26 protein-coding genes are annotated in these 24160 nt (G+C 63.3%); 11 read left to right on the top strand and 15 right to left on the bottom strand.

Annotated features, from left to right (window positions below; translation table 11 throughout):
* Positions 1-56 precede the first annotated feature (56 nt).
* Genes NKH70_RS01235 through NKH70_RS01225 form a run of 3 tightly spaced genes read right to left on the bottom strand, consistent with a single transcriptional unit; the run spans position 57 to position 3912 of the window.
* Positions 57-1022, bottom strand: coding sequence for a substrate-binding domain-containing protein (locus NKH70_RS01235; protein ID WP_254815861.1), 966 nt, complete (start codon positions 1020-1022; stop codon positions 57-59).
* Positions 1019-2332, bottom strand: coding sequence for an ABC transporter permease (locus NKH70_RS01230; protein ID WP_023718176.1), 1314 nt, complete (start codon positions 2330-2332; stop codon positions 1019-1021). The genes NKH70_RS01235 and NKH70_RS01230 overlap by 4 nt, the downstream gene beginning before the upstream one ends.
* Complete coding sequence (locus NKH70_RS01225) at positions 2329-3912, bottom strand: sugar ABC transporter ATP-binding protein (RefSeq protein WP_352911831.1); 1584 nt, start codon at positions 3910-3912, stop codon at positions 2329-2331. The genes NKH70_RS01230 and NKH70_RS01225 overlap by 4 nt, the downstream gene beginning before the upstream one ends.
* A gap of 217 nt (positions 3913-4129) precedes the next feature.
* Between NKH70_RS01225 and NKH70_RS01220 the strand changes: the two genes are divergently transcribed.
* Positions 4130-5149, top strand: a complete 1020-nt coding sequence (locus NKH70_RS01220; RefSeq protein ID WP_352449454.1) for a LacI family DNA-binding transcriptional regulator — start codon at positions 4130-4132, stop codon at positions 5147-5149.
* Between the two features lie 247 nt (positions 5150-5396).
* Positions 5397-6020: a L,D-transpeptidase gene (locus tag NKH70_RS01215; RefSeq protein ID WP_352911829.1), complete on the top strand. Its 624-nt coding sequence runs from the start codon at positions 5397-5399 to the stop codon at positions 6018-6020.
* Between the two features lie 135 nt (positions 6021-6155).
* On the opposite strand, the gene NKH70_RS01210 is transcribed toward NKH70_RS01215, so the two are convergent.
* From NKH70_RS01210 to NKH70_RS01200, 3 genes are all read right to left on the bottom strand, one after another.
* Positions 6156-7157 (bottom strand): LLM class flavin-dependent oxidoreductase, encoded by a 1002-nt coding sequence (locus NKH70_RS01210; protein ID WP_352911826.1) that lies wholly within the window; start codon positions 7155-7157, stop codon positions 6156-6158.
* Between the two features lie 158 nt (positions 7158-7315).
* On the bottom strand, positions 7316-8476 hold the full coding sequence (locus NKH70_RS01205) for an AI-2E family transporter (RefSeq protein ID WP_353024773.1): 1161 nt from the start codon (positions 8474-8476) through the stop codon (positions 7316-7318).
* 118 nt (positions 8477-8594) lie between these two features.
* Positions 8595-9656 carry an LLM class flavin-dependent oxidoreductase gene (locus tag NKH70_RS01200; RefSeq protein ID WP_352717115.1) on the bottom strand — a complete coding sequence of 354 codons (1062 nt, stop codon included), beginning with the start codon at positions 9654-9656 and terminating at the stop codon, positions 8595-8597.
* A 229-nt stretch (positions 9657-9885) separates the two neighbouring features.
* On the opposite strand from NKH70_RS01200, the gene NKH70_RS01195 reads away from it, so the two are divergent.
* Entirely contained in the window at positions 9886-10314 is a 429-nt protein-coding gene (locus tag NKH70_RS01195; RefSeq protein ID WP_023718183.1) for a DUF6481 family protein, read from the top strand.
* 82 nt (positions 10315-10396) lie between these two features.
* Here NKH70_RS01195 and sugE read toward each other — a convergent pair whose 3' ends face one another.
* Positions 10397-10711 carry a quaternary ammonium compound efflux SMR transporter SugE gene (gene sugE / locus NKH70_RS01190; RefSeq protein ID WP_352717116.1) on the bottom strand — a complete coding sequence of 105 codons (315 nt, stop codon included), beginning with the start codon at positions 10709-10711 and terminating at the stop codon, positions 10397-10399.
* 152 nt (positions 10712-10863) lie between these two features.
* The gene (locus tag NKH70_RS01185; RefSeq protein WP_013528464.1) at positions 10864-10989 is read right to left on the bottom strand and encodes a hypothetical protein; all 126 of its coding nucleotides are present in this window, start codon (positions 10987-10989) and stop codon (positions 10864-10866) included.
* 215 nt (positions 10990-11204) lie between these two features.
* On the opposite strand from NKH70_RS01185, the gene NKH70_RS01180 reads away from it, so the two are divergent.
* From NKH70_RS01180 to NKH70_RS01170, 3 genes are all read left to right on the top strand, one after another.
* Positions 11205-12014, top strand: coding sequence for a transglutaminase-like domain-containing protein (locus tag NKH70_RS01180; protein WP_352717117.1), 810 nt, complete (start codon positions 11205-11207; stop codon positions 12012-12014).
* Positions 12015-12136: 122 nt separating this feature from the next.
* Complete coding sequence (locus NKH70_RS01175) at positions 12137-13102, top strand: cation diffusion facilitator family transporter (protein WP_352911821.1); 966 nt, start codon at positions 12137-12139, stop codon at positions 13100-13102.
* A 79-nt stretch (positions 13103-13181) separates the two neighbouring features.
* On the top strand, positions 13182-13586 hold the full coding sequence (locus tag NKH70_RS01170; protein ID WP_352911819.1) for a GFA family protein: 405 nt from the start codon (positions 13182-13184) through the stop codon (positions 13584-13586).
* A 45-nt stretch (positions 13587-13631) separates the two neighbouring features.
* Here the strand turns inward: NKH70_RS01170 and NKH70_RS01165 are convergent, their stop codons facing one another.
* Entirely contained in the window at positions 13632-14894 is a 1263-nt protein-coding gene (locus NKH70_RS01165; RefSeq protein ID WP_352911817.1) for a DNA recombination protein RmuC, read from the bottom strand.
* Between the two features lie 103 nt (positions 14895-14997).
* Here NKH70_RS01165 and def point away from each other — a divergent pair, with 103 nt between their 5' ends.
* The 4 genes from def to truA are packed head-to-tail and all read left to right on the top strand — an operon-like array spanning position 14998 to position 17754.
* On the top strand, positions 14998-15528 hold the full coding sequence (gene def / locus NKH70_RS01160; protein ID WP_352455964.1) for a peptide deformylase: 531 nt from the start codon (positions 14998-15000) through the stop codon (positions 15526-15528).
* Between the two features lie 16 nt (positions 15529-15544).
* Positions 15545-16474, top strand: coding sequence for a methionyl-tRNA formyltransferase (fmt, locus tag NKH70_RS01155; protein WP_352912211.1), 930 nt, complete (start codon positions 15545-15547; stop codon positions 16472-16474).
* Complete coding sequence (locus NKH70_RS01150; RefSeq protein ID WP_352717121.1) at positions 16471-16980, top strand: GNAT family N-acetyltransferase; 510 nt, start codon at positions 16471-16473, stop codon at positions 16978-16980. The genes fmt and NKH70_RS01150 overlap by 4 nt, the downstream gene beginning before the upstream one ends.
* A gap of 18 nt (positions 16981-16998) precedes the next feature.
* Entirely contained in the window at positions 16999-17754 is a 756-nt protein-coding gene (truA, locus tag NKH70_RS01145) for a tRNA pseudouridine(38-40) synthase TruA (protein WP_352911814.1), read from the top strand.
* On the opposite strand, the gene NKH70_RS01140 is transcribed toward truA, so the two are convergent.
* A complete protein-coding gene (locus NKH70_RS01140) occupies positions 17736-18344 on the bottom strand; it encodes a transporter (protein ID WP_254815875.1) in 609 nt (202 codons plus the stop codon). The two genes, truA and NKH70_RS01140, sit on opposite strands and share 19 nt — an antisense overlap.
* Positions 18345-18346: 2 nt before the next feature.
* The gene (dapE, locus tag NKH70_RS01135) at positions 18347-19546 is read right to left on the bottom strand and encodes a succinyl-diaminopimelate desuccinylase (protein ID WP_352911811.1); all 1200 of its coding nucleotides are present in this window, start codon (positions 19544-19546) and stop codon (positions 18347-18349) included.
* Positions 19547-19675: 129 nt separating this feature from the next.
* On the opposite strand from dapE, the gene NKH70_RS01130 reads away from it, so the two are divergent.
* Positions 19676-20707 (top strand): 2-dehydropantoate 2-reductase, encoded by a 1032-nt coding sequence (locus NKH70_RS01130; RefSeq protein WP_352911808.1) that lies wholly within the window; start codon positions 19676-19678, stop codon positions 20705-20707.
* On the opposite strand, the gene NKH70_RS01125 is transcribed toward NKH70_RS01130, so the two are convergent.
* The 4 genes from NKH70_RS01125 to dapD form a co-directional block, all read right to left on the bottom strand.
* Entirely contained in the window at positions 20697-21797 is a 1101-nt protein-coding gene (locus NKH70_RS01125) for a GGDEF domain-containing protein (RefSeq protein WP_352911805.1), read from the bottom strand. The genes NKH70_RS01130 and NKH70_RS01125 overlap by 11 nt on opposite strands.
* A gap of 233 nt (positions 21798-22030) precedes the next feature.
* Positions 22031-22819, bottom strand: coding sequence for a hypothetical protein (locus NKH70_RS01120; RefSeq protein ID WP_352911803.1), 789 nt, complete (start codon positions 22817-22819; stop codon positions 22031-22033).
* Between the two features lie 21 nt (positions 22820-22840).
* The gene (locus NKH70_RS01115) at positions 22841-23218 is read right to left on the bottom strand and encodes a DUF805 domain-containing protein (protein ID WP_352911800.1); all 378 of its coding nucleotides are present in this window, start codon (positions 23216-23218) and stop codon (positions 22841-22843) included.
* 30 nt (positions 23219-23248) lie between these two features.
* Positions 23249-24103: a 2,3,4,5-tetrahydropyridine-2,6-dicarboxylate N-succinyltransferase gene (dapD, locus tag NKH70_RS01110; protein WP_352911797.1), complete on the bottom strand. Its 855-nt coding sequence runs from the start codon at positions 24101-24103 to the stop codon at positions 23249-23251.
* Between the last annotated feature and the right edge of the window lie 57 nt (positions 24104-24160).

Below are 24160 nucleotides of genomic sequence, written 5' to 3'. Positions count from 1 at the left end.
CGGCGTTTGGTTGTTGTTCCTGCCGGGCGCTGAACGCCCGGCAGGAAAGCCTCGTCTCAGAGGCCGTTGTCCTTCAGGATCTGGGCGGCATTTTCCTTGGTGATCTTCTGCGTCGGCAGGGTGATGGTCTTTTCCACCTTCTCCCCGTTCAGGAACTTGATCGCCTGCCGCAGCCCTTCGGCGCCCGGCGTCACATAAGTGAACGTCGCCGTCAGCTCGCCATTGGCGACCAGCTGCACGCCTTCATTGGGCAGGCCGTCGATGCCGATGAACTTGATGTCCTTCTCACGTCCGACGTCCTTGGCGGCAAGATAGGCGCCATAGGCCATCGGATCATTGTGGCCGTAGACAAGATCGATCTTCTCGTTGTTGCGCAACGCGGTCGCCATGATGTTGTAGGCCTGGTCCTGCTTCCAGTCGCCCGACTGCTGGTCGAGCAGGTATTTTATGCCGGGCTCCTTGTCGGTGAATTCATGGAAGCCGTCATGGCGATCGTGTGCCGGCTGGGTGCCCATGCCGCCCCAGATCTCGACGACGTTGCCGGCAGCCTTGCCCTTGCCGCCAAGCAGCTCGACGGCATATTCACCGGCAGCCCGGCCGATCAGCTTGTTATCGCCGCCGACGAACTGCGTGTAGTCATTGGTTTCGACGTTGCGGTCGAGCACGAAGACCGGAATCTTGGCATCGATCGCCTGCTGCACGACACCGGTCAGGCCGGCGGATTCTTTCGGTGACACCAAGAGCGCATCGACCTCCTGACGGATCAGGTTTTCGACATCGGCGACCTGCTTCTCGGTCTTGTCCTCGCCGTCGGTGATGATCAGCTCGACTTCCGGATGCTTGGCCGCTTCGGCCAGGATGTCCTTGTTGAACTGGGCGCGCCAGGGTTCGATGGTCGTCACCTGCGAGAAGCCGATCTTCCACTTCTTGTCCTGCGCATGGGCGCCGCCGGCAAGCATGGCGGTCGTGGTCAGGAGTGCCGCTGTCAGCCCGGCGAGCTTCAACAATTCACGTCGTTTCATTTCTTGTTTCCTCCAATATTCAGAGACGCGGTCTCTTGCGACGGCCGCTTTGCCGCGGCCGTTTCCTTGTGCGCTTGCCCACCGGGCAGTCGCAGATAGAAGAGAAGATCACCGGCATTGCGCTCCTGTACGAGCACGGTACCGATGATGATCATCCCCTTCAGCACCAGCTGAAGGTTCGAATTGATGTTGTGCAGCTGCAGGATGTTGGAGAGCAGCCCGAAGATCAGCACGCCGCAGAACGTCCCGGTGAGGCTGCCGCGTCCGCCCATCAGGCTGGTGCCGCCGATGACCACGGCGGCAATCGCGTCGAGCTCCAGCCCGGCGCCGGCGTCCGGCTTGCCTTGCCGGTACTGCGCGACATAGAGCACCGCCGCGATACCGGCCAGCAGCCCTGACACGGCATAGGTGGCGATCTTCACGCGGCCTGCGGCGATGCCCGACAGCCGCGCCGCCTCCTCATTGCCGCCGATTGCGTAGACATAGCGGCCGAACGGGGTGAAGCGCAGCACGGCGCCGTAGATCAGGATGGCGCCGAGGAAGAACAGGCCCGGCATCGGGATCACGCCGAACACCAACGAGCGCAGCATTTCGAAATCGGCTGTGGCGTTCGAGCCGGTATAAACCGGCAGCACCGCATTGTTCTGGCCGGCGGTCAGCCGGGCGATGCCGAGCGCAGTGACCATCATCGCCAGCGTCACGATGAAGGGCTGCAGCCGCCCGGCGACGATGATAAAGCCGTTGAGCGCGCCGAACAGCAGGCCGACGCAAGGCGCCACCAGCAGCACGCCGAGCACGCCGAATTTTGAGCCTACCTGCGGCAGCAGGAACCACAGCACCAGACTGCACAGGATCACCCCGACAATGCCGGGCGTCACCAGCCCGCGAACGCTGTCCAACCTGATGTCGTGCGTGGCCTGCGCGCCGGCGCGGGATTTTTCGATGTTCAGCAGGATGAAACGAGTGACGAGAATGCCGAGGCAAAGGGCTGCCACGGCAACTGTCGGCACCCCCAGCACCACCGCCGGCGTCACGCCTGGGACCGTCAGCAGCATGGCACAGACAACCGTGCAGATCGCCATCAGCGAGCCGACGGAAAGGTCGATACCGCCGGTGATGATCACCGCAGTCATGCCGGTGGCAATCAGGCCGGTGGTCGACACCTGGCGCAGCACATCGAGCAGGTTGCCGTAGGACAGGAAGATGTTGTTGCCCTTGGAGCTGATCGGCGAGCCGAGCACGCCGATCAGGAAAATGGCGATCAGGCCCCAATAGAGCTTCGTGCGGGACAGGATATGCAAAATGCTCATGCGGCAGGCCTCGTCATGGTCCGTCGCGGCGCCGCAAGCCGCATGATGGCCTCCTCGCTGGCTTGCGCGCGGGACAGCATTCCCGTCTGGCGGCCGTCGGCCATGACCAGGATACGGTCGGAAAGATGCAGCAGCTCCGGCAATTCCGAGCTGATGACGGCGATCGCCAGCCCGTCTCGCGCCAGCTTGAAGATGAGATCGTAGATTTCCCGCTTGGCGCCGACATCGATGCCGCGCGTCGGCTCGTCTAGCAGCAGCACCCGCGGCCTCGTCGCCAGCCATTTTCCGATGACGACCTTCTGCTGGTTGCCGCCGGACAGCGTGCCGGCCGGCTGCTCGACGGTCTCGCAGCGAATGCCGAGCGCCTTGACGGCGTCCCGTGCCAGCCCTTGCTCACCGGCCAGCGAGCGCATGCCGAACCGCGCCAGCGCGCCGACCAGCGGCAGCGCGACATTGTCGGTGATCGAGGCCTCGAGATGCAGGCCTTGCGTCTTGCGGTCTTCTGTGACCAGGGCGATGCCGAGCCGGCGTGCATCGCGCGGCGAACGGATTTCTACTGCCTCGCCATCGAGCCTGATCTCACCGCCGGCACGTCCGCCGCTGGACCCGAAGATGGTTTCCAGGATTTCGGTGCGGCCCGAGCCCAGCAACCCGCCGATACCGAGGATTTCTCCTGCGGCAAGATCGAAGCTGACGCCATCGAGCACGGTGCGCCAGCCATGGCGATTGGGCTTCGACAGCGACAGCTCGCTTACGGAAAGGACCGTGTTGCCACTGGGGATGCGGTGCTCCTGGGGGGAAGCAAGCAGGTTTCGCCCGACCATCGCTGAAATTATGGCGTCTTCGTCGAGCTTGTCCATCGCCTGCGTCAAGACGTGGCGTCCATCGCGAAGCACCGTGACCCGGCTGGCCAGATGCATGACCTCGTCGATGCGGTGCGAAATGTAGACGATCGCCACGCCGCTGTCGGCGAGCTGGCGGATGATGCGGAACAGCCGCTGGCATTCGGCCGGCGAAAGCGCCGAGGTCGGCTCGTCCATGATCAGAATGCGCGCCGACATCGACAGCGCCTTGGCGATCTCGACCAGCTGCTGTTCGCCGACGCGCAAGGCACCGACGCGCGCATCCGGGTCGAGCTCGATGCCGAGCCTTTGCAAGAGCGCGCCGGCGGCGCGGCTGCTCGCCTTGCGGTCGACGATCAATCCGGCGATCAGCTTCTCGCGGCCGAGAAAGATATTGTCGGCGACGCTGAGTTCGGGGACGAGGTTCAGCTCCTGGTGGATGATGGCGATGCCGGCACGCTCGGCTTCGCGGACGCCGGCAAAGCGCACCGCATGGCCATCGATACTGACCGTTCCGTTATAGTCCGTATAGACGCCGGACAGGATCTTCATCAGCGTCGACTTGCCGGCGCCGTTCTCGCCCATCAGCGCATGAACCTCGCCGCGCCGCAGCTCGAAGCCGACATCGACAAGTGCGGCGATCCCGCCGAAGGACTTGGAGATGTGCTCGGCGCTCAGCACGACAGCCGAGCCGTCCGCCATAATGCCTTGTGCAGGGATGGAATTGCCGTGCTGCATGACAAGGACGGCCTCCCTCCGTCGTCACCGAACACCTCAAACGCTAATCTAAACGTTTCGATCATGTCAAGCCAATATCTGGAGTCTGAGATTGTTCCATTTCAATTCTTGCGCAAAACCATAAGATTCCGTAGGTATTGCTGCCGCGGAGTGGTGAAACGTTTCGAAAATGACAGCGTCAGGGCGAAAAAGGCAGCGTAAATCCACTGCACCGACCATGCTTCATGTGGCCGAGGCCGCGCGTGTTTCCGTGGCCACCGTATCGGCGCTGATCAACGGCACCGCGACCGTCAGCCCCGAGCTCAGCCAGCGCATCGAACAGGCGATCCGCGACATCGGCTATAAGCGCAACGCCATCGCCCGCAGCCTCAAGATGGGCACCACACGCACCATCGGGCTCACCGTCCCACACATCACCAACCCGTTCTTTACCGACGTGGTCTCGGTCATCCAGCAGGCTTTCGACCGGGCCGGCTACGCCGTCATGCTGTGCTGCACCGACGAGCACCTGAACACCCAGGACGACCAGATCAGGCTGCTGCTCGACCGCATGGTCGACGGACTGATCGTCGCGCGTGTCGGCGACGGCGCGATCCTCAAACGGATTGTCGACGACGCCAATGTGCCGGTCGTGCTGCTCGACCGTGTTTGCCAGGGTGTCGACACCGATGCCGTCGTTCTCGACAATCAGCGTGCGGTGTTCGACGCCATCACCTACCTGATCGATCTCGGCCATCGGCGCATCGGCTACATCTCCGGCTCTTTCGACATCTCGCCGATGCATGACCGCATGGCGGGATACCGCGAGGCTCTCCAGGCCGCCGGCCTGCCGGCCGAGGCCGAGCTCGTCCGCTTCGGCAACTTCCATGAAGTCGACGGCTACAACGCGACCATGCAGCTTCTTTCGCTGCACGACCGGCCGAGCGCCATCTTTTCGGCCAACAACCCGATGGTGATCGGCACGATGAAGGCCATTCGCGATATCGGCCTGTCCTGTCCGGAGGATATTTCGGTCGCCTGCTTCGACGATTTTCCGTGGTCGGATGTGTTCCGGCCGCAATTGACCACGGTCGCACAGCCAGTGCAGGCGATTGGCGAACAGGCGGCCAATCTGCTGCTCGACCGGCTCGCCGGAAACAGGGACGCGCCGCCGCGCAAGCTGACGCTCAAGGGACGCTTGATGATCCGCAATTCATGCCGCCCGCTAGGTGCGACTGCGCAGAGCGTCAGCGCGTAGCGCTTGGGCTCTGTTCAGAATCTTTGTAATGCCGGACGGACAGCGCTCCCTCTGTCCTGCCGACCCCGGCCCTTCGCAGCCGCTACGGGCGTTCGTCGTTCGAAAAACCGAGCAATTGAAGGGCGCGGCGCCGATCGAGCCAACAATCAGCCCGCCGATAAGCAGGAAAATCTTGGCAATCGAAGCATGTCGGATTAGGAATATGACGAGATGCGGCTGATCGCCTACACGGGCGCCGGCTTGAGTCATGTGCGTGAAATCGATCCTAATCGGGCTGGTACTTGCTGGGATGGTCGCATTCTTCGGCTGCACCACCGGCGGCGCATTAAGGACTTTCCCCTCGGCCTATGGCGGCCTCACCGATTCCGGTTTTCGCGTTCCGCCGGTTCCGATCTACAAGGTTGACCAAAAGTTCCATCGGCAGACAGTGCCTTATGCGACTGAAGAGGCGCCTGGCACCATCATTGTCGATACAGGAGCGAAGTTCCTCTACTACGTGTTGGGAGACGGTCAGGCGCTGCGCTACGGAATCGGCGTTGGCAAGGCGGGCTTCGAGTGGCATGGCACTGCTCACGTTGCGAGGAAGCGCGAATGGCCGGATTGGAGCGCGCCGTCTGCGATGATCGTGCGCGAGCAGAAGCGAGGCCGCATCATACCGGCTCATATGGAGGGCGGACTCATGAACCCGCTCGGGGCGCGCGCGCTCTATCTTTTCAACGAGAAAGGTGACACTGGATATCGCCTGCACGGTAGCCCTGAATGGTGGTCCATCGGCAAAGCGGTGTCGGCGGGCTGCATTCGCCTCATGAACCAGGACATCATCGATCTCTATAACCGCTCTACAATCGGCACCAAGGTGGTCGTCATTTAGTAGACGCCGCGTTTCCGTCTAACAGACGAGCATGACGGATCGAACACTCTCCGCGTAGAACGCGCGAACTGTTCGCGATGTTCCCCTGCCTGAGGCCGGCCTTGACCGCAACAGTGCCAAGTGGCGAACCAACTCTTAGGCAGCTTCCGACAGCGATTTGTGAGCGTCGGCCAGGATCTCGAACGAGCGCACCCGCGCCGCATGGTCGAAAATCTGCGCCGTGACCATCAGTTCGTCGGCGCCGGTGCGGCCCACGAATGCCTCGATGCCTTGCCTGACCGTTTCGGGAGAGCCGACGACGGCGCAGGAAAGCGCTTGGCCGAGCATGGTCTTGGCCATCGGATCGAGGTCGCGCTCATATCCTTCGACGGGCGGCGGCAATCGGCCGGGCCGGCCGGTGCGCAGATTGACGAAGGCCTGCTGCAGCGAGGTGAACAACAGCCGCGCCTCGGCATCGGAAGGAGCGGCGAAGACGTTGAGGCCGAGCATCACATAGGGCTTGTCGAGCTGCTCCGAAGGCTGGAAACGCGAGCGGTAGATCTCCAGCGCATGGTCGAGCTCGGCCGGCGCAAAATGCGAAGCGAAGGCGTAGGGCAGGCCGAGCATGGCGGCAAGCTGCGCGCCGTAGAGGCTGGAGCCCAGGATCCAGATCGGCACTTTTTCGCCTTCGCCGGGCACCGCGCGGATGCGTTGGCCGTCTTCGGCCGGCTGCAAGTAACCGATCAGCTCGACGACGTCCTGCGGGAAATTGTCGGCGCCAGCCTCGAGGTTGCGGCGCAGCGCCCGTGCCGTGGCCATGTCGGTGCCGGGCGCCCGCCCGAGGCCGAGATCGATGCGGCCGGGATACAGAGCGTTGAGCGTGCCGAACTGCTCGGCGATGACTAGCGGCGAATGGTTGGGCAGCATGATGCCGCCGGCGCCGACGCGTATCGTCTTGGTGCCGCCGGCGACATGGGCGATGACCACCGAGGTGGCGGCGCTGGCGATGCCCGGCATGTTGTGGTGCTCTGCCAGCCAATAGCGCCGGTAACCCAGCCGCTCGGCATGACGGGCGAGATCGAGCGAATTGGCGAGTGACTGCGAAGCGTTGCTGCCTTCGACGATCGGCGACAGGTCGAGAACGGAAAGAACGGTCATCGGCGCGGGTTTCCTGTGGGCCGAAGGGATGTAGGAAGCCGTTGCCGAGGCGGCAAATTCAAAATGTTGATGGAGCACTGGGGGCACACAACGGACGTGCGGCCGATGCAAGGTCGTGATCTGCCCCAATCGGGGGACGCTTTTGACCCTTTAAGTCGCTACTTTTTCACCTCGGGAATCTCTTCGTCCTCGAGCACCGTCGTGTGTTGCGCCGCCAGGAAATTGCCGACATGGCTGAGACCGTCGAAATGATCGCAGAACACCTTGATGACGACCAGCAGCGGCACCGCCAGCAACGCGCCGACGAAACCCCACAGCCAGGACCAGAAGGCGATGACGATGAGGATCGCCACTGCGTTGATCTCGAGACGGCGGCCGACCACCGTCGGCGTCACGAACTGGCCTTCGACGACATCGCACATAAGGACGAAGGCCGGCGCCAGCAGCGCATAGGAAATCGTGTCGAAGCTTATCAGCGCGATGATCGTGACCAGCGTGATGGTGGTCAGCGCCCCGATATAGGGTAGGAAATTGAGCAGAGCCGCTGCCGCGCCCCAGACCTGCGCGTTGGGCACGCCGAGCGCCCACAGGCCGAGCCCGATGACCACGCCGAGACATGTGTTGATGACCGTGACAGTAAGCAGATAATGCGAGATTTCACGTTCTACGTCGTAGACGACGCGCAGCGCCCGCTTCTTTTCGCTGAGACTGGGGAAGGACTGGACAATCTTTTCATAGAACATCGTGCCCGAGGCGAGCAGGAACAGCGACAGGACGAAGACGATGGTAACGCTGGCGCCGGCCGACAGCACATTGCCGGCGGCCTGCGAGAGAATACCGGATGGCGCCATCGCCACCCTCTGGACGCCCGGCTCCTGGGATGTCTGTGTCAGGCCCTCGATCTGGCGTGAAATCTCCACGATCCTTTCGAGCGGACGGCGCAGTTGTGCCAGACGTTCGGTAAGCTGCTGGCCGATCGTCGAGGTGTTGTTGATGAGGTCGATGACCGGGCCGCTGAGCAGATATCCCGCGACGGCGACGAGGCAAAACGAAAGCAGCACCAGCAGTGTCGCCGAAATGACATCGGGCATGCCATGCTTGCGCAGGAAGCGAACGATCGGCGTCAGCGTCAGCGCCAGCAGGAAAGCCAAAATGACCGGCATGAAGAAGGCGCGGGCGAAGTAAAGCGCGTAGATCGCCATGAGGATGAAGATGCCGACGAGCAGCGAACGCATCAGATGCGCATCCGCCCGCGCCTCGGCGCGCGGATCCGGGCTTTCGGCAGCGCTTGCGCCCGAAGCGGCGGGTTCGGCTTTCATTCTGACCCTCGGCGGTACACCGCGATTGGTGCAGACCGTTGGCGAAAACGCCTCTGTGGCTTCAAGGTTCCGTTAGCCGGCGTCACCGGAAGGGCTGCCTCGCGGCCTTGCCGGTGAATCAGGCAACCGGCGTCGCCACGGCGGGAACGGCCTTCGCCGTTTCCCGGCGCACGATCGGCGCCACCTTGGTGCCGTAGAGTTCGATGGCCTTCATCACCTTGGCGTGCGGCATGGCGCCGATCGCCATTTGCAGCAGGAAGCGGTCGTTGCCGAATATCCTGTGCTGGGCAATGATCTTCTCGGCCACCTGTTCTGGATTGCCGACGAACAGCGCGCCGTTCGGGCCGCGCGATTGGTCGAAATGCGCCCGCGACGTCGGCCCCCAGCCACGCTCGCGGCCGATGCGGTTCATCGCCTCGGCCTGCGGCCCGTAAAAATCGTCGGCTGCCTGGTCCGGGGTCTCGGCGATGAAACCGTGCACGTTGAGGCTGGTGGCAAGGCTCGCCGGATCGTTGCCGGCCCGCCTGGCTGCATCCCTGTAGATGTCGAACAGCGGTGCGAACCGCGCCGGCTCACCACCGATGATCGCCAGCGCCAGCGGCAGCCCGAGCACGCCCGCGCGGGCGACAGATTGCGGTGTTCCACCGATCGCGATCCAGATCGGCAATTTGTCCTGCAAGGGCCGGGGATAGACGCCGCGATCGTTGATCGGCGCGCGCAGACTGCCCGACCAGGTCACCTTGACATGATCGCGGATGGCGAGCAGCAGGTCGAGCTTCTCGGCGAAGAGCTCGTCATAATCTTCGAGATTGTAGCCGAACAGCGGAAAGGATTCGATGAACGAGCCGCGCCCGGCCATGATCTCGGCCCGGCCGCCGGACAGAAGATCGAGGGTGGCAAACTGCTGGAAAACGCGCACCGGATCATCGGAGGACAGCACGGTGACGGCGCTGGTCAGCCTTATGCGCTTGGTCCGTTCGGCAGCCGCCGCCAGCGCCACCACCGGAGCCGAGGCAGCATAGTCGGGACGGTGGTGCTCGCCGAGACCAAACACGTCCAGCCCGACCTGGTCGGCCAGCTCGATCTCCTCGATCAGGTTGCGCAGCCGCTCATGCGCACCGATCGCACCGGGACCCGGTTCCGGGCTGACGTCGGCGAAGGTGTAGAGACCGAGTTCCATAGTGTGTCATCCCAGCGTTTGTCTTGGCGCTACAGGTAGCGATCAGTCCGTCGCCCCGCCAGAGGCCTGGATGGTGAACAGTGCGGGTGGCTTTCAGTCGAATTCAATCGAAATGGCGTCTCCCGGTTGCAACAGATCAGAATTTCATGGCTGGCATACCGTTTTGGCGCTTGAACTCTCGGTTTTCACGCGTATGTAAGCCTCGCAAATTGACTCCAGGGAAGTGGACTTGGCTATCTACAGGGAAAAAGACGTTTTCGAGCGGCGCAATGCCGCAAACGAGGCAAAGAAGGCGCTTCTGGAGCGCTTTAAGGCAAAGCCGGCGGCAGATGATCCAGCGGTGCTGGCACGACAGGCGGAGCGCAAGGCGATCCTCGAGGCCCGCGCGATACGCGAGGCCGAAAAGGCCAGGCTGAAGCAGGAAAAGCTGGCGCGCGAAGCAGCAGAAAAGGCCGAGCGCGAGGCAGCTGCCGAAGCGGCACGCATCGCCGCGGAAGAAGCTGCACAGGCCGAAGCGAAGATCCGGGAAGCTGAAGAGAACGAGCGCATCGCCCGTTTTCTTGCCGACGAGGCCGAACGCAAGGCCAAGCGTGATGCGCGCTATGCCGCGCGCAAGCAGCGCACTGGCAGGACGCCGCCCGGCTTCTCCGCCCGATAGCGCCTTCCGGCGCTGATCAGCCGAATTCAAGAATCAGGGCCGCCTTGCAGCGGCCCCGAGCGCGTTCGTCTGTCAGAATCGGCTAAGCCGCGAGCTTCAGTCCCATGATGCCGCAGACGATTAGCGCGATGCAGGCCAGCCTGATCGCCGTCGCCGGCTCCCCGAGCAGCCATATCCCCAACAGCGCCGTGCCGACGGTGCCGATGCCGGTCCACATCGCATAAGCGGTGCCGACCGGCAACGCCTTCAGCGCCAGGCCGAGCAAGGTCAGGCTGACGATCATCGAGGCTACCGTCAGGACGGTCGGCAGCGGCTTCGAGAATCCGTCGGTGTACTTGAGGCCGATCGCCCAGCCGATCTCGAACAGGCCGGCGAGGAACAGGAAAATCCACGACATCGGAACGCTCCGTTTCGATGGCTTCCGGCCGATTTCTTGAACGCGCAAAACTGTCTTCGCCCCATCCATAGGGGATGCGCGTGCGCTTAATGAACAATCATACCGGCCGCGTTTGCGGCCGGTCGAAATCAGCCGAAACGGTAGCTGCGGCCCTACTTGTCCTTCAGCTTCATCGCCTTCACCGGCGGTGCCTTCAGGGCCGGCGCCGGAGCGGGTTTCTTCGCGTCCTTCTTCGGCTTGCGGGCTTCCTTGCCTGCCTTCATCGCACCCTTAGCCATGATTCGTTCCTCCAGTTGATGTCTGGCGAAGTGAAACAAGAGAAAACGCTCGACTGCAAGAGGCCGCTGCCGTGCAGTCGCCCTGGCCGATGGCTGTCAACCGGTTTCTAATTCCCTCGTAAACCGCAGCGGTCCGTGCCATGGTCTTCTTCGCCCTGCAGCATCAGCCCTTGCGATTCGCCGGCTGATGATCAGGCAGGCCGGTCAGGACGACAATGCGGATCCACATCGGTTGCCAGATGAGCTTCGATTTCCCGCAGGAAACACCGCTGATCGCGATGCTAAATGTCCATTATTCGCGCGCATCCGATCTTGAGCGGCCGGACTTCCTGACGTCGAACCCGCCGGTGCCGATCGAAAGCTACCGCGACAGTTTCGGCAATTGGTGCAACCGTCTCGTTGCGCCGGCCGGGCGCTTTGCGTTCGGCACGGACGCGGTCATCCGCGACCCCGGCTCCTTCGAGACGCGCGAGCTGACGGCGTGGCAGCACGAGGTGCGCGATCTGCCGTCGGAGACGCTGCTGTTCCTGCTGCCCAGCCGTTATTGCGAGAGCGACGTGCTGGCGAATGAAGCGTGGCGGCTGTTCGGCAGCACCCCGCTCGGCATTCCGCGCGTCCAGGCGGTCTGCGACTTCGTCCACAACCACATCGTCTTCAACTATTTCAATGCGCGCCCGACGCGCACCGCCGCCGAGGCCTATCGCGAGCAGAGTGGTGTGTGCCGCGACTTTGCCCACCTCGCTGTTGCCTTCTGCCGCGCCCTGAACATTCCGACCCGCTACTGCACCGGCTATATCAGTGATATCGGCCTGCCAAAGCCGTGGTCGGACATGGATTTCGCCGCCTGGATGGAGGTCTATGTCGGCGGCCGCTGGCACGCGTTCGACCCGCGCAACAACGCGCCGCGCATCGGCCGTATCCTGATTGCCTCCGGACGCGATGCGGCCGATGTGCCGCTGACCCACATTTTTGGGCCGGGCGCGCTGGCTGGCTTCAAGGTCTGGACGGACGAGGTCGTCGAATAGCCCCGCGCCGCCCTTTTGAACAACTGACCTTTTGAACAACTCGACACTTCGGGCGTTGTGGGAACTGTGGAGCGTGGGCGGGCGCTCCGCCAATCTCGGTGCATCAACCAAGGCAGCACACCATGGCGGCGCATGGCGGGTCGAAAAAAGTGATCTATGCGGCGCTCGCCGGAAATCTTGCGATCGCACTGACCAAATTTGCCGCTGCCTTGTTCACGGGCAGCTCGGCAATGCTCTCGGAAGGCGTCCACTCGCTCGTCGATACCGGCAATGGCAGCCTGCTGCTTTACGGCATGCACCGTGCCGCCCGGCCGGCCGACCGCACGCATCCGCTCGGCCATGGCCGCGAGCTGTACTTCTGGAGCTTCATCGTCGCGCTCCTCGTCTTTGCACTGGGCGCCGGCATATCGTTCTACGAAGGCGTGACGCACATCATGGCGCCGGAGCCGATCGCCAACGCCAAGGTGAACTACGCTGTCCTTGGCCTTTCCTTCCTCTTCGAAGGCACCTCTTGGCTGGTGGCGCTGAAGGAATTCCGCCACCAAAAAGGCAGCCACGGCTGGCTTGAGGCGGTGCAGCTCAGCAAGGATCCGAGTGTCTACACCGTACTCTTCGAGGACAGCGCGGCACTTCTCGGCCTCGTTGTCGCCTTCGCCGGCATATTGGCAGCGGAACGGCTGGACATGCCTAAGCTCGACGGCGCCGCGTCGATCGGCATCGCGCTCATCCTGGGCGCGACCGCGATCTTCCTGGCGCGCGAAAGCAAAAGCCTGCTGCTCGGTGAGCCGGCCTCGCCCGAGGTGCAAACAAAGGTGCTGGCCATCGTCCAGCAGGACCCGGCGGTGCAACGCGCGAATGGCGCACTGACGCTGCATATGGGTCCGCAGGAGATCGTAGCCGCTTTGAGCATCGAGTTCGAGGATCATCTGTCTGCGCCGGAGATAGAGACCTGCGTCGAGCGCCTCGAGACACGGCTGAAGGCGGAGATGCCGGAGGTGACGCGGCTCTTCGTCAAGCCGCAGACCACCGGCACCTGGGAACGCCGGAGCAAGGCCTTGGCGGGGGCATCCGGACAAGAACCGGCCTAAGGAAAATGGCTTGAGGAAACCGATGCGTCATCGGGCAGTCCCGGCTATGATCGCAGGCAAAAGCTAGGGAGGAACGAAGATGAAAATCGACGGCGGGTGTCATTGCGGCGCCATCACTTACGAGGCCGAAGTCGATCCGGAAAAGACCACCATTTGTCACTGCATCGATTGTCAGAAGCTAACCGGAACGGCCTTTCGCGTCACGGTGCCGGCGTCCGAGGACAATTACAGGATCACCAAGGGCACGCCGAAGATCTACATCAAGACCGGTTCGAGCGGCGCCAAGCGCGCTCAGGCATTTTGCGGTGAGTGCGGCTCGCATCTCTACGCCACGTCGGCGGGCGAGGGACCGAAGGTTTACGGCATCAGGGTCGGGACGGCACGGCAGCGCGATCAACTGGTGCCGAGAAAGCAGATCTGGCATCGCTCGGCGCTGCATTGGCTGCCGGAATTCGAAGGCATGACCATCATCGAGGAGCAGTAGCGCCAGACCCGGGCGAAGCGCTCGCCTCCGGTTCCGGCGGAGCTCTCAATCGTCGCCTTCGACGACCCTTAGCCTCAACTGCCCGGTTTTCGAATCGGCGACGCGCGGGCTGCTTTCCGCTTTTGCTCCGCTGCCATTCGAACCAGTGGTGTTCTCCGCCGGCTGCACGCCAAACTCCAGCGCCTCGATCTTTTGTCCGCGCCTGGTCACCTTCGATGTCGAGACCAGAATGTCGTCGATATCCTTGGCCGATTGGCCGAAATGCGTCTGCAATTTGCGCACCCGCTCGTCGAGCCGAGACACGTCTTCCATCAGCCGGATAACCTCGCCCTGGATCAGGTGCGCCTGCTCGCGCATGCGTGCATCCTTGAGGATTGCCTGGATGACCTGGATCGACAGCATCAAAAGCGATGGCGAGACGATGACGATCCGCGATCGATGCGCCTTTTGGACAACGGCTTCGAAATTCTCATGGATTTCGGCGAACACCGATTCCGAGGGCACGAACATGAAGGCGGTGTCCTGCGTCTCGCCCTGGATCAGGTATTTTTCGGAAATATCCCGGACATGCACCTCGATGTCGCGGCGGAAAGCCTGTGCGGCGGACTTCTGCAGGTCGGCGCCTTCGGCGGCCCGAATGGCATTCCAGGCCTCGAGCGGAAACTTTGCATCGATGGCAAGCGACGGTGCGCCGTTCGGCATCTTCACCAGGCAGTCGGGCCGGCTGCCATTCGACAAGGTCGCCTGGAATTCATAGGCGCCGTGCGGCAATCCGTCGGCGACGATGGCTTCCATGCGCGACTGGCCGAAGGCGCCGCGCGTCTGCTTGTTGGAAAGGATCGCCTGCAATTGCACGACCTGGCCGGCCAGCGACTGGATGTTGCCTTGCGCGACATCGATAATCGCCAGCCGTTCCTGCAGCTTGGCGAGGCTCTCATGCGTCGATCTCGTCTGCTCGGTCATGGTCTGGCCTAGGCGGCCGGTCATGGCATCGAGGCGCTGGCCGATCGACTGTGTCAGTTCCGCTTGGCGCGCCCCGAACACTTCTGCGATGGCGCCCATGCGGCCCTGCATTTCCGCCTGGCTTGCCAAGATGCCGGCCATCCGCACCTCGGCGTCGCGGGCGTGGTCGGCGGCTTCGGCGGCCGCCACCGCACGCGCCTTGGCCGATCGCCAGAGCGCAACGACGAGCGCCACGAACAGTCCGAGGAACAGCATTGCGCCGAAACCCAGGGCATGGCCGAGCGTGATCGTGGTGGCGCCGAGCCGGGCGACAGGTTCGGACAGGATGGTGGCCAGATCGTTCATGCCGACAGCATAGATGATTCGGTCTACCGGCACAGATCAAAACGTGAACGACCCGAAGGCGCCCCGGTTGACGCTTTTCCTGCGAGGTCTTAGGTGAGACGCCATGTCGATCAAGCCGCTTATCATCCTCCCCGATCCCGTCCTGCGCCAGGTTTCAAAACCGGTCGAGCGTGTCGACGGCGACTTGCGCAAACTGGCCGGCGACATGCTGGACACCATGTATGACGCGCCCGGCATTGGCCTCGCTGCGATCCAGGTCGGCGAACCCTTGCGCATGCTGGTCATCGACCTCGCCAAGGAGGACGAGACGCCGGCACCGCACGTCTTCATCAATCCCGAAATCCTCGAAAGCTCCGACCAGCGTTCGGTCTATGAGGAAGGCTGTCTGTCGATCCCGGACTACTACGCCGAGGTCGAGCGTCCGGCAGCGGTGCGGGTGAAATATCTCGATCGCGACGGCAAGCTGCAGGAGATCGAAGCCGAGGGGCTGATGGCGACCTGCCTGCAGCATGAAATCGACCATCTCAACGGCGTGCTGTTCATCGATTACATCTCCAAGCTGAAGCGCGACATGGTGGTCAAAAAGTTCAAGAAGCTCGCCAGGGACAAGGCGCCAGGCAAGATGGTGGGATAGGGGTCGACGAATGCCCCTGCGTGTCATCTTCATGGGTACGCCTGAATTCTCCGTGTCGACGCTGCGGGCGATTGCCGAGGCCGGGCATGAATTGGCAGCCGTCTACACGCAGCCGCCGCGCGCCGGCGGCCGGCGCGGGCTCGAACTGACGCCGTCGCCGGTGCAGCGCGAGGCGGATCGGTTGGGCGTCGAGGTTCGCACGCCGGTGTCGCTGAAGGGCGAGGCGGAGCAGGAGGCGTTCCGCGCGTTGGGTGCCGACGTCGCCGCGGTAGTCGCCTACGGGCTGCTTCTGCCGAAACCCATTCTCGAGGCGCCGCGGCTCGGTTGCCTCAATGGCCACGCATCGCTGTTGCCGCGCTGGCGCGGCGCCGCCCCTATCCAGCGCGCCATCATGGCCGGCGATACCGAGACGGGCATGATGGTGATGCGGATGGAGGAAGGCCTCGACACCGGGCCGGTGGCAATGGTTGAAAAATGCGCCGTTGGACCCGACATGACGGCCGGCGATCTGCACGACCGGCTGATGGTGTTGGGTGCGGCTCTGATGGTGCAGGCGCTCGAACGGCTGGAACGGAATACACTGACATTTACCACACAGGCCGAGGTGGGGGTGACCTACGCCAAGAAAATCGATAAATCGGAGACTCGCATAGACTGGCTGCGACCTGCCGGCGACGTGCACAACCAGATTCGCGGCCTGTCGCCCTTTCCCGGTGCATGGTGCGAGGCCGAAATCGGCGGCCGCATGGAGCGGCTGAAACTGCTTCGCTCGACGCTCTTGCAAGGCGCCGGCGAACCGGGAGGAATTCTCGACGATCGGCTGACGGTCGCCTGCGGGTCAGGCGCGATCAGGCTGGTCGAAGTTCAACGTGCGGGCGGAAGGCCCATTGCCGCGCAGGAGTTTCTGCGCGGGGCCAAGCTCGAAAAAGGAATGAAATTGTCATGAGCATGATGTCCATACGCGCGGCGACGCCGCGGGACCGCGAGGCGATCCGCCTTGTCGAAGAACACGCATTCGGCCAGCAGGCGGAGGCCGGACTGGTCGACGCGCTGGTCACCGGCGGTGATGCCGTCGTCGAACTGGTGGCGGACGAAGACGGGCAAGTGGTCGGCCATATCCTGTTTTCACGGCTCTTCGTGCAGAATGGCGGCAAGAGCTTCCCGGCGGTGGCTTTGGCGCCTCTGGCGGTCGAGCCGTCGTTCCACGGCACCGGCATCGGCGGTGCGTTGGTCCGCGAGGCTCATATCCGCCTGAAAGCTGCCGGCGAGACGCTCGCCGTGGTGCTCGGCGATCCGGCCTATTATGGCCGCTTCGGCTACAACCGCGCCCGTGCAGTAAAATTCGAGAGCGAGTACCAAGGCGAGGCTTTGCAGGCGCTTGCCTGGGGCGAGGCGCCGGAGACCGGCAGGCTGGTCTACGCCTCGGCCTTCGGCTCAGCCCTCGCCGCCTGATTTCGCCTCGATCCGGGAATGCCGCGTTTTCGCCTCGACATCGAATATGACGGCAGTCTCTTCGCCGGCTGGCAGCGCCAGGCCAACCAGCCTTCGGTGCAGCAGGCGATCGAGCAGGCGATCGAGAAGTTCTGTGGTGAGCAGGTTTCGCTGCGCGCCGCCGGCCGCACCGATGCCGGCGTCCATGCGACCGCTCAGGTGGCGCATTTCGATCTGATCAAGGCATGGCCCGGCGACAAGGTGCGCGACGCCGTCAACGCGCATCTGCAAGCGGCCAAGGTGCGCATCGCCATCCTGAAGGCCGCCGTCGTGCCGGATAGCTTCGATGCGCGTTTCTCGGCGATCGGCCGCCATTACCTCTACCGCATCGTCAACCGCCGCGCGCCGGCGGCGCTCGACAAGGGCAGGATCTGGTGGGTACCGAAGCAGCTCGATGCCGGTGCCATGCACGAAGCGGCAAAGGTGCTGCTTGGCCGGCATGATTTCACCACCTTTCGCTCGACCCAGTGCCAGGCCACCAGCCCGGTCCGCACGCTCGACCGGCTGGATGTCAGCCGGGCGGGCGATTTCATCGAAGTCCGCGCTTCGGCGCGGTCATTCCTGCACAACCAGGTGCGCTCGATGGTCGGCTCGCTCAAACGTGTCGGCGAAGGCGGCTGGACCATTGCCGACCTCAAGGCGGCGCTCGAGGCGCGCGACCGTGGGGCCTGCGGTCAGGTGGCGCCGCCCGACGGGCTGTTTCTCGTCGGCGTCGATTATCCTACGCCTGGCTGATCCGGCACGCTGATACCGAGCAGCGCCTGCAGGCCGAACAGGACGATCAGCGACGCCACGAACATACCGGCAAAAACAGCGCTGCCGACAGCCGCACCCCTGCCGATCGCGACGTTGGTCATCCGCCAGGTCAATACCATCGACAGCGCGAACAGCAGCAGCGACACCAGTCCGGAGACTTCGTTGGCCGACGTCAGGAAAAGCCGGATCAACGCTGATGGCAGCATCATCCAGGCGATGATCGCCGAGGCCCAGTTGCTGGCCACGACATAATGGACGAAACGGCCGCCGACGCCGACCCGCGGCGCCACCAGGGCGAGGCCTATGAGCGGCAGCACCCAGGCGCCGATATCGACAGTGGCCAGGCGGATCAACATGCTGAAACGGCCGACGAATGCGTTGGGATCGCCGATCTCGTTGGCAATACCGACCCAGCCGACGATCAGTGCCGGCGCCGCGACGACGATGGCAAAAAAGGAGTTCCAGAAACCGTCCGCCGAAAGGTCGAGCAGGCGAAATCCGTCGGCCTTGCCGAGCATCAGCCGCCAGGCGCCGGCAAGCGAAGCGTAGGTTTCATCCGCGGAAAGCATCACTAGGATATGTCCTGCGCAAACCAGTCTTCAACGAAGCGCAGATAAATCTGCGTCAGCGTCTCGAGGTCGGCAATCGCCACGCGTTCGTCGACCATGTGCATGGTCTTGCCGACAAGTCCGAATTCGACCACCGGACAATAATCCTTGATGAAGCGGGCATCGGAGGTGCCGCCGGAGGTGGAGAGCACCGGCTTCCTGCCGGTCACCGCCTTGACCGAACCGCCAAGCGTCTCGATCAACCTGTCGTCGCGTGTCAGGAAAACATGGCTCGGCCCGTCGCGCCAAGCGATCTCGTAGTCGACCGGCGTCTTCTTGCCGGCGCGGTATTTCTTGCGTTTCGCCGCCCGGTCGAGGCGATTGTGGATCTCGGCCTGGATTGTCTCGGCGGTCCATGTGTCGTTGAAGCGAATATTGAAGGTAGCCGCCGCCTTCGCCGGGATCACGTTGGTGGCAGGGTTGCCGACATCGATAGAAGTGACCTCAAGATTGGTCGGCTGGAAATCCCTTGTTCCGTTATCGAAGACCGGGTGAAGCAAGGCGTCGACCAGCGTTACCAGGCCTCGCACCGGGTTGTCGGCTAGCTGCGGGTAGGCGGCGTGGCCCTGGCGGCCGTTGACGGTGACCGTGCCCGACAGCGAGCCGCGCCGGCCGATCTTGATCATATCGCCGAGCGCGTCGGGATTGGTCGGCTCGCCGACGATCGCAGCATGCCATTTCTCGCCTTTGGCAGCCGCCCATTCGAGCAGTTTCGTCGTGCCGTTGATCGCCGGCCCTTCCTCATCGCCGGTTATCAGCAGCGAGACCGACCCCTTCGGGCCGCCCTTCTGCGCGATATGTCGCGCTACCGCCGCGACGAAACAAGCAATGCCGCCCTTCATGTCGACGGCGCCGCGGCCGAACATCTCGCCATTGGCGATCTCGGCGGCAAAGGGCGGGTGCGTCCAGGCTGTTTCATCGCCCACCGGCACCACATCGGTATGGCCGGCAAACATCAGATGCGGGCCGTTGCCGGAACGCCGCGCGAAAAGGTTCTCTATGTCCGGTGTGCCGGATTCGGAAAACACCGGGCGCTCGACAGCAAAGCCGAGCGGCTTCAACATTTCTTCCAGCGCGCTCAGCGCACCGCCTTCGGCGGGCGTCACGGAAACGCAGCGAATGAGAGCAGCCAGATTTCTAGTGGGATCGGTAGGCAGCGTCATGGGCAAAAGCGATAGTCGAAAGCGCAAGGCCTGTCACGGCCAGACATAAGGGCCAGCCATGCCGCCGACATTATGGTTTTCATGTCGTATAACTGTGACAAGGCCTCTCGACCAGGACAGGGCCATCGCATGGTCGCGCGTGGCAAGACGATCGTAATCGCCGGTGCCGGCAGTATCGGATGCTACGCCGGCGGCTGCCTGATACTTGCCGGGCGAAAGGTGGTTCTGCTGGCGCGACCGCGCATCGAGCACGCGCTGCAAAAAGGTGGATTGCGCATCACCGACCGTGATGGCCGCGACCGTTCCGTCAAGTCGGAGGCATTGTCGGTCACGGCTGATCCGGCCGCGGCGTTCCCCCGTGCCGATGTCATCCTGGTAACGGTCAAGAGCGGCGCGACGCAAGACATGGCCGGGCTTATTGCGGCCCATGCCCGACCGGACACGATGATACTCAGTCTGCAGAACGGCGTCGACAATGCCGATAAATTGCGAGCCCATCTCACCGCCCGGCCGGTGCTCGCGGGTATGGTGCCGTTCAACGTGGTCCAATCGCCGGAGGGCGAATTGCCGCTTCGCCTGCACCGCGCCAGCGGCGGCAAGGTGATGATCGAACAGGGTCCGACAGGCCTTGACGAAGTGCTTGACGTCGAGGGCTTTGCCGTCGCCACGCATGGTGACATCGAAGCGGCGCTATGGGGCAAGCTGCTACTCAACCTCAACAACGCACTGGTGGCGCTTTCCGGCCTGCCGCTGACGGCAGAGCTTGCCGATCGCCGCTGGCGGCTGATCCTGGCCGGCCAGATCGACGAAGCGTTGGCGGCAATGACGGCGACAGGCATCGAACCCGCTCGCATCGCCGGCCCGCGTCCCGCACTGCTGCCGAAAGTGCTTCGCCTGCCCGACTGGCTGTTCAAGTTCTTGGCGCGGCGGATGCTTGCCATCGATCCGGCCGCGCGTTCGTCGATGTGGGATGACCTTCAGCGCCGCCGGCCGACGGAGATCGGCGAACTGCAAGGCGCGGCCCTGCGCTTGGCCGAAAAGGCCGGCACGCCGGCACCTTTGCTGAAGCGTGTGACGGCACTGGTGCGCGCGGCCGACCAGGAGAGGCGCGGATCGCCCTGCCTGACGCCGGAAGCCGTCATCGCGACCGTCAGATCGTAGCCCGCACAGGCGCCCAATAACGGCCCTTGCCGGTGCGCTTGGCTTCGTAGAGCGCATGGTCGGAACAGGTGAGCAGGATTTCCGGATCGCCGCCGTCTGCGGGTGCGAATGCGCTGCCGACACTCAAGCCGACATGGATGGCGGAGCCGACCCCGAGGTCGAAAGGCACCGAGACCTTTTCGATGGCCCGCTTTGCCAGGTAGGTGGCCTCGATCTCCGAGGTTGCGGGCAAAAGGATGACAAATTCATCGCCGCCGATGCGGAAGACCACGTCCCCCGGCCGGAAGCCGCGCTTCAATCGTTCGGCCACCTTGCGCAGCAGCACGTCGCCGACGGCGTGGCCAAAACGGTCGTTGACCTGTTTGAAGCCGTCGAGATCCATGCTGAGCACTGCAAACGGCTTGCCGCCATTGGCGGCCGGCGCCGCAAGGTCGCGGCACATGTCGCGCAATTTCTCCTGCAGGAAGATGCGGTTTGGCAGGCCGGTCAGCGCGTCCTTGATGGCCAGGTCGCGATTGTCCAGCTCGGCGCGGATCATGCGGGCGTTGATCGCGTGGTTCTGAAGCAGCACGATGATGACGCCGGCAACATAGAACAGCGTCTGAATTCCGACGATCGGCATTCCGGGCGCCGCAGAAAACAATGCACCGACCACGTAAGGCAGGCTTACGGCCAACATGACGAATATGGCGAAGCGCGGGGTCGCCGCATTGCGTGACGACACCACGCCAACGACACCTGCGACATTCAAGGCAGCCAGTACGGACAGCGCCATATTCCCGCTGGCAACACAGCCATAGCAGCCGAGGCCGAAAACGACCGACCAGACGCCGCTGGCTGCCATCAGGCCTGCCAGCGGCCCTTTCGAGCCGCGCCTGCGGGCCCGCTCGCATTCCCGCATCAGCAGAACGCGGACGACGAAAAGCATCAGGTCGGCTGCGATCCAGGCGTAGGGCCACCAATCCTTGGTGGCAAGTGCGGCGCTGACCGCAACCACCAGAACGCTGATGGTGCCGAACAGGACTGCGAATTTGCGGTCGAAAGTGGTGTCGAGCAGCCGGGCGCGGACGGCTTCCGGTTCCAATCTCATCGGCGAAGAGAACCAGGCAAACAGGCGAGCGCCGGCGGTCCACGTTTTGCGCGGCTCCTTGGTGGTCAGAGATAGGTCGCTTGTCAGTCGAGCGCTCCGTGCCGGTCGACACAGTCTTCGCCGGCATGCTGGGCGAGGGTGATTAACATTCGCTTAGAGCATCCGGCGCAAAACCGGGGTTTCGGAACTCCCCGCTCTGCCGCTCTAGCGGATCTGCCGCCGGCTCGCGGGTTTTAGCTTGCCGGCCCCGGTTGTTTGCGGACCGCAGGCCGACGCGGCGGACCCGGCTCGGGATCGGTCTTCGCCGCACGTGCCGGCTGCCCATGAGGGGTTTCGATCAGCGTGATCTTCTGCCAGATCTTTCGAGAGAGGTTCGAAGCCAGGTTCTCGATGTCATTGACGCCGTCGATGACCACGGCGTCGTTCACCGATTGCGCGAACAGCGCGGCGATCTTGCCGGTGATCGACAGCATTTCGGAGCAATAGTCGAGATAGCGGGCAAGGTCAGCGGCGTTGGTGATGCGGGCTGGCGAATGCGCAGTCGGCTTGAAACTGGCTGAAAGTGCTGCCGGATCCTTGGTCAGCTGGTGCATGTCAATGACGTGGATCAGCGACCGCAGCCCGTGGAGCTGGCGAAACACCCGCTTGCGCTTGATCCGCTCCTCGGAGCGGATCAGGGCCAGGAAGCCCAGCACGGCGAGGATGATCATGTTGAGCGAGGCTTCGATGCCTTGCACCGACTGGAAGGCATCGTGGTTTCCAGAAATGCGGCCAAGCGGCAGGATTGTGCCGACGAAAAGGAACATCAGCGCTCCGACGACGAAGGCGGCGATGATGAGGCCGCGCAGCCACCAGATCGGCGCCTCCAGCGCCTTGGCTGCCTTTGCCAGATCGCGCGACAGCGACACGAGCTCGGCGGCGACGCCGCGCAAGCCTGCATTGGGAAAGCGCTCGGCGACACGCCCTTCCAGCCGTTCGGCGGTTTCGAGGATCAGTTTCGGATCAAGCGAGCGGTAGCGCATGACGAAATGTCCAATCGGCGCTCAGGGTTCGGCCGGTGCATTGGTGCGCTTGCCATAGCGGTTGGGGCCGGGTTGCCCCGGAAACAGGCAAAGCACGAGGAAAGCGATGATCGATACAACCGGTACGAACAGCACCAGCGCCGCAACACCCGGCTTGTCGAGGTCATGCAACCGCTTCACCGCCAACACGACGTTCGACCAAAGCGAGGCAATGAAGGCGATGAAGAAAATGAACGACCACATGTTGCTCTCGGTGGTGCCTTCCGGCACCAGCGTGAAACGGTAGAGCGGGAAGGCCTGTATGATGGCCACCAGCAGTCCTCCAAGAAAATAGGCCGCGCGGCTGACGCGGCCCGAAGCTTTGAAGAAAAGCCAGATAAGGTCAGATCCGTCAGGCAAGCGAATTCCATCCGTATTCGTTGGGAAAGATCAATCGCGAAGCAATTCGTTGATCGAGGTCTTGGAACGGGTCCTGGCGTCGACCCGCTTGACGATGACGGCGCAGTAGAGGCTGGGGCCGGGCTCGTTGTTTGGAAAAGGCTTGCCCGGCAGTGAGCCGGCGACGACGACGGAATTGGCCGGCACCTCGCCGTAGAAGATCTCGCCGGTGGCGCGGTCGACGATCTTGGTCGACTGGCCGATGAAGACGCCCATGCCGAGCACCGAGCCCTCGCGCACGATGCAGCCTTCGACCACTTCGGAACGGGCGCCGATGAAGCAATTGTCCTCGATAATGGTGGGACCCGCCTGCATCGGCTCCAGCACGCCGCCGATGCCGACGCCGCCCGACAGATGCACATTCTTGCCGATCTGGGCACAGGAGCCGACCGAAGCCCAGGTGTCGACCATGGTGCCGCTGTCGACATAGGCACCGACGTTGACGAAGGACGGCATCAGCACGGCGCCGGGCGCGACATAGGCGGAGCGGCGCACGATCGACGACGGCACGGCGCGGAAGCCCGCCTTCTCGAAATCGACGGCGCTCCAGCCGTCGAATTTCGAGGGCACCTTGTCCCACCATACTGCCTGACCGGGACCGCCCTTTATGATCTCCATCGGGGTAAGCCGGAAGGACAGCAGCACCGCTTTCTTCAGCCACTGGTTGACATGCCATTTGCCGTCGGCCTGCCGCTCGGCAACGCGGGCGACGCCCCGGTCGAGCAGGTCGAGCGCCGATTGGATGGCCTCGCGCGTCTCGCCGCGGGTTGCGGTCGAAATCGTGTCGCGTTCCTCGAAGGCGTTCTCGATAATCTCCTCGAGGCTCGCGAGATCGGGCTTCGACATGAATTCGCTCCATTACCAAGCTGTTAAGGGCCGGCGCCTTAACCTGTTTGAAAGTCG

It is taken from the genome of Mesorhizobium sp. M0991, assembly GCF_040318915.1.
In the GTDB taxonomy this organism is placed as follows: Bacteria; Pseudomonadota; Alphaproteobacteria; order Rhizobiales; family Rhizobiaceae; genus Mesorhizobium.
Note: the sequence above shows the minus strand (reverse complement) of the source record. Positions and strands in the feature narration are given on the sequence as shown.